This is a genomic window from Corynebacterium sp. (genome assembly GCF_022712195.1).
GTDB lineage: Bacteria > Actinomycetota > Actinomycetes > Mycobacteriales > Mycobacteriaceae > Corynebacterium.
Genome location: NZ_JALAGY010000017.1, coordinates 1 through 3,277, shown reverse-complemented (window position 1 = coordinate 3,277; position 3,277 = coordinate 1). Strand labels below are relative to the sequence as shown.

Sequence of the window (3,277 nt, the reverse complement as noted above, 5' to 3'; positions counted from 1 at the left end):
TCCTCGCCTTCGCCTCCGGTGTGACCGGGGCCCGCTGCAGCATCACCCCGGCCGCCTCCGCGACGGCCGCCGCCGCGGACCGCATCAGCTGGTCAGGTTCCGTCTCCGCGTCGAGCAACGGCCTTTCCGCCCGGCGGATCCGGTCCACGGTGTACACCCGGCCGCCGGGGAGTGCGTCGAAACTGCTGGCATTCATACCTCCACGTTACGGCCCGCTAAGGTGTCTGCGCATGGACACTCCCGCCCTTCCCGTGCCCGCCCCAGTCGCGCCGTCCCGACGCACCCCGTGGCAGACGTGGGTCGCCGTGACCCTGCTCGGCTACGCGGCGGTGGTCGTCGCCCTGACGACGTTGAAGGCGTACTACACCATCGGCCTGTTGTGGAAGCCGGAGAACCAGCGGGTCCGGGAGCTTCGGCTGGTGCCGTTCGGGATCATCTCCGACTCCTCCACCACCTTCGGCTGGGTCTTCGACATCCTCGGCAACCTCGCCTTCTTCGTCCCGCTGGGAATGCTGACGATGATCCTGGCCGGACGGTGGCGGTGGACGGTCGGCGTGGCCGCCATCTTCAGCCTGGGGATCGAGGTCACCCAGTACATGTTCTCCCTGGGGCGCACCGACGTCACCGACCTGGTCTGCAACACCCTCGGTGCCGCTCTCGGTGCCTGGATCGCCTGCTGGTTCTCCGGCAACCCCACCTGGTCACGCCGGTGGCAGACGCTGCTCACCGTGGTGGTCGGGCTGGCGGTGCTGGTGTTCGTGGTGCTCGTGATCCTGGGCCCGGCGCTCGGCGACCCGGACAAGGTCGTCGGCGGCTGAACGGGCTAGTCTGGTCGCCATGGATCTCCTGTCCCCGTTCCTCCGGACCGACGCCGCCTCGCCCCGTCTGACGACGTACACCGACGCCGGACGGATGGAGCTCTCCGCCGCCACCCTGGCGAACTGGGCTGCGAAGGGCGGCAACCTCATGGCCGGTCAGATGGGACTCGCCCCGGGGGACGTCGTCGCCGTGGACGCCCCCACCGACTGGATGCCTGCGGCCCTGGTGGTGGGCTGCTGGCGGGCCGGGGTGGCGGTCTGTGCCCCGTCCTCCCCCGCCGCCGGCACCGCGGCCGCACTGCTGACCACCGACCCGGACGCCCACCCGGACTGGGACGCCGACATCCTCCAGCTGTCCACGGACCCCTTCGGCCGGGGCGTCGCCGAAGCCGGCGGCGAGGTGGAGTTCGGTGTCACCGACCTGTCGCCGGAACTGCGGGTCCAGGGCGACCGTTACGCCGGCCCGGAGACCGGGGAGGACACCGTACTCCTGCACACCCTCGACGGCACCCCGGTGACCGGTGCCGACCTGCGGCGCCGGGCCGGGGAGTCGTTCACTCCGGGAGTCAGGTCGGTGACCGGCCCGTGGGCTGACACCGACGGTCTCGTCGCCGCCCTGCTGCCGTTGTTCGTCGACGGGTCGGTGGTGGTGTCCACCGACGACGACCCGGCACGCCTGGAGCACCTCGCCGCCACCGAACGGGGGACGGTCACTCCGCGGTGATCGTCCGGGAGACCAGGTCCCGGGCCTGGTCGAGCGCCTCGTCCACGTCACCGGTGAAGAACCCCTGGACCATGAAGGGCGCCATGTAGTCGCCGTTCTCCACGGCGACGTGCAGGGTGAGGTTGAGCTGGTCCCCTTCTCCGGCCCCCTCCCCCTCCTCCGGTTCGGGTGTCCTCACTACGGTGTAGACAAGCAGGTCACCGGACGGGGTCTCCCCTGCGTCCACCTCGACCAGCTCCGCCTGCGCCTCCTGCAGCGCCGGCCCGATCCCCCTGACCACCTCGTCCCGGTCGACCGGCATCATCTGGCCGTCCAGCGGGGCGAGGGTGACGGCGGCGAAGCTCGCCTGCGTACGGTAGCCGAAGGCCACGGTGCCCGGGGCGTCCTCCGGAACGGTGTCGAGCTCCTGCCAGTGCGCGGGCAGTGTCAGTGTGCGTCCGGAGTCCCCGAGTGCGATGTCCATGGCCCACAGGCTACCGGACGTCGGCGCGCTGGTTGCGCCACAGTCCGAGCCCCGTCATCACCACGACCCACCCGACCAGGATCAGGTAGCATCCCGCTGTGCTGATGCCCAGGTCGAGCTGGTCCATGCCGTAAGCGAGCTGCATCTGGCGCTGCCCGGGCGACACCGCGACCACGGGACGCAGCCACTCGTAACGGCCCGCCGCCAGGGCGAGCATGCCCTCGACGACCATCAGCCACACGATCGGCAGCGCCACTGCGCCGACCTGGCTGCGCACCACACACGCCAGGCCCACCGTCAACGAGGCGAAGACGACGCAGCCCACCAGGTTCGCGGCGAACTGCCCGGTCTCCGCGCCCAGGTCGAGCTGTCCGCCGAAGACCATGGCGGACACCATGGCCAGTCCGGTGCCCACCAGGTAGGTCAGGGCGGTGAACACCGCCGTGACCACCACCTTCGAGAGCACCCAGAGGGACCGGGCACGCTGGGTCAGGAAGGCCTGGGCGTGCATGTGATTGCGGATGTCACCGGCCGTGGTCGCCGCAGCGAAGACGACGGCGACGACCTGGAAGATCGCGGCGCCGGTGGACAGCAGCGCCCAGTCGACGGTGCGGTCCTCCGCCCCGGAGAACCACATGTAGAGGGTCACGGGGCCGAAGAGCGACCCGGTCAGCAGGATCGTGTACACCAGGGTCGAACGCATGCTCAGGACCTTCGTGGTCTCCGAACGCAGGCTGTTTGTCAGTGCGGTCATGTCTCTCAGTTCCCTCCGGTGCGGTATTCCTGCGCCTCGGACGTCGCCGCGAGGAAGCGGGACTCGAGGTTGTCGTGTTCGACGCTCAGTGCGGTCACCGGCGTGCCGGTGGTCAACGCGAGTTCCGCCACGGCACGACGGACCGCGGCCTCCTTCTCCCCGTCCGGGATGGCGACGGTGAGACGGTTGTCCTCCCCCGACACCTCGAATCCCGTTCCCTGCAGGGCCCCGGTGAGCGTCTCCGCGCCCCGGGTGTCCACGGTCTCGACGAGGACCCGGCTTCCACCGGCGAGGAACTCCTCCATGGAGTACTCACCGATCATGCTGCCCTTGCCGATGACCACCAGCCGGTCCGCAGTCAACTGCATCTCCGACAGCAGGTGCGACGACACCAGCACCGAACGCCCCTCAGCAGCCAACGCCCGGATCGTCCGACGCATCCAGCTGACCCCCTCCGGATCCAGCCCGTTGACCGGCTCATCCAGGATCAGGTGCGCCGGATCACCCAGCAACGCACC

Annotated in this window: 5 protein-coding genes and 1 pseudogene; 2 read left to right on the top strand and 4 right to left on the bottom strand. The window is 70.0% G+C overall.

Going from position 1 to position 3,277, the window contains the following annotated elements; translation table 11 throughout:
• Nucleotides 1–196 (bottom strand): hypothetical protein (locus Q0A34_RS02110; protein ID WP_291478017.1); only part of this gene is annotated, 196 nt, incomplete at its 3' end.
• A gap of 34 nt (nt 197–230) precedes the next feature.
• Here Q0A34_RS02110 and Q0A34_RS02105 point away from each other — a divergent pair.
• Both Q0A34_RS02105 and Q0A34_RS02100 read left to right on the top strand, forming a co-directional pair.
• On the top strand, nt 231–818 hold the full coding sequence (locus Q0A34_RS02105) for a VanZ family protein (RefSeq protein WP_291478015.1): 588 nt from the start codon (nt 231–233) through the stop codon (nt 816–818).
• A 19-nt stretch (nt 819–837) separates the two neighbouring features.
• A complete protein-coding gene (locus tag Q0A34_RS02100) occupies nt 838–1,542 on the top strand; it encodes a TIGR03089 family protein (RefSeq protein ID WP_291478013.1) in 705 nt (234 codons plus the stop codon).
• Here Q0A34_RS02100 and Q0A34_RS02095 read toward each other — a convergent pair.
• The 3 genes and pseudogenes from Q0A34_RS02095 to Q0A34_RS02085 form a co-directional block, all read right to left on the bottom strand.
• Entirely contained in the window at nt 1,529–2,005 is a 477-nt protein-coding gene (locus Q0A34_RS02095; protein WP_291478011.1) for a hypothetical protein, read from the bottom strand. The genes Q0A34_RS02100 and Q0A34_RS02095 overlap by 14 nt on opposite strands.
• 10 nt (nt 2,006–2,015) lie before the next feature.
• Entirely contained in the window at nt 2,016–2,759 is a 744-nt protein-coding gene (locus Q0A34_RS02090) for an ABC transporter permease subunit (RefSeq protein WP_291478009.1), read from the bottom strand.
• A gap of 5 nt (nt 2,760–2,764) precedes the next feature.
• Nucleotides 2,765–3,277 (bottom strand): annotated as a pseudogene (locus tag Q0A34_RS02085) (ABC transporter ATP-binding protein); the annotation flags it as partial.

What these genes read in the sequence shown, in the direction of transcription:
- Q0A34_RS02105 (WP_291478015.1), top strand. Translation starts at nt 231, where the DNA reads ATGGACACTCCCGCCCTTCCCGTGCCCGCCCCAGTCGCGCCGTCCCGA.
- Q0A34_RS02095 (WP_291478011.1), bottom strand. Translation starts at nt 2,005, where the DNA reads ATGGACATCGCACTCGGGGACTCCGGACGCACACTGACACTGCCCGCG.
- Q0A34_RS02090 (WP_291478009.1), bottom strand. Translation starts at nt 2,759, where the DNA reads ATGACCGCACTGACAAACAGCCTGCGTTCGGAGACCACGAAGGTCCTG.
- Q0A34_RS02100 (WP_291478013.1), top strand. Translation starts at nt 838, where the DNA reads ATGGATCTCCTGTCCCCGTTCCTCCGGACCGACGCCGCCTCGCCCCGT.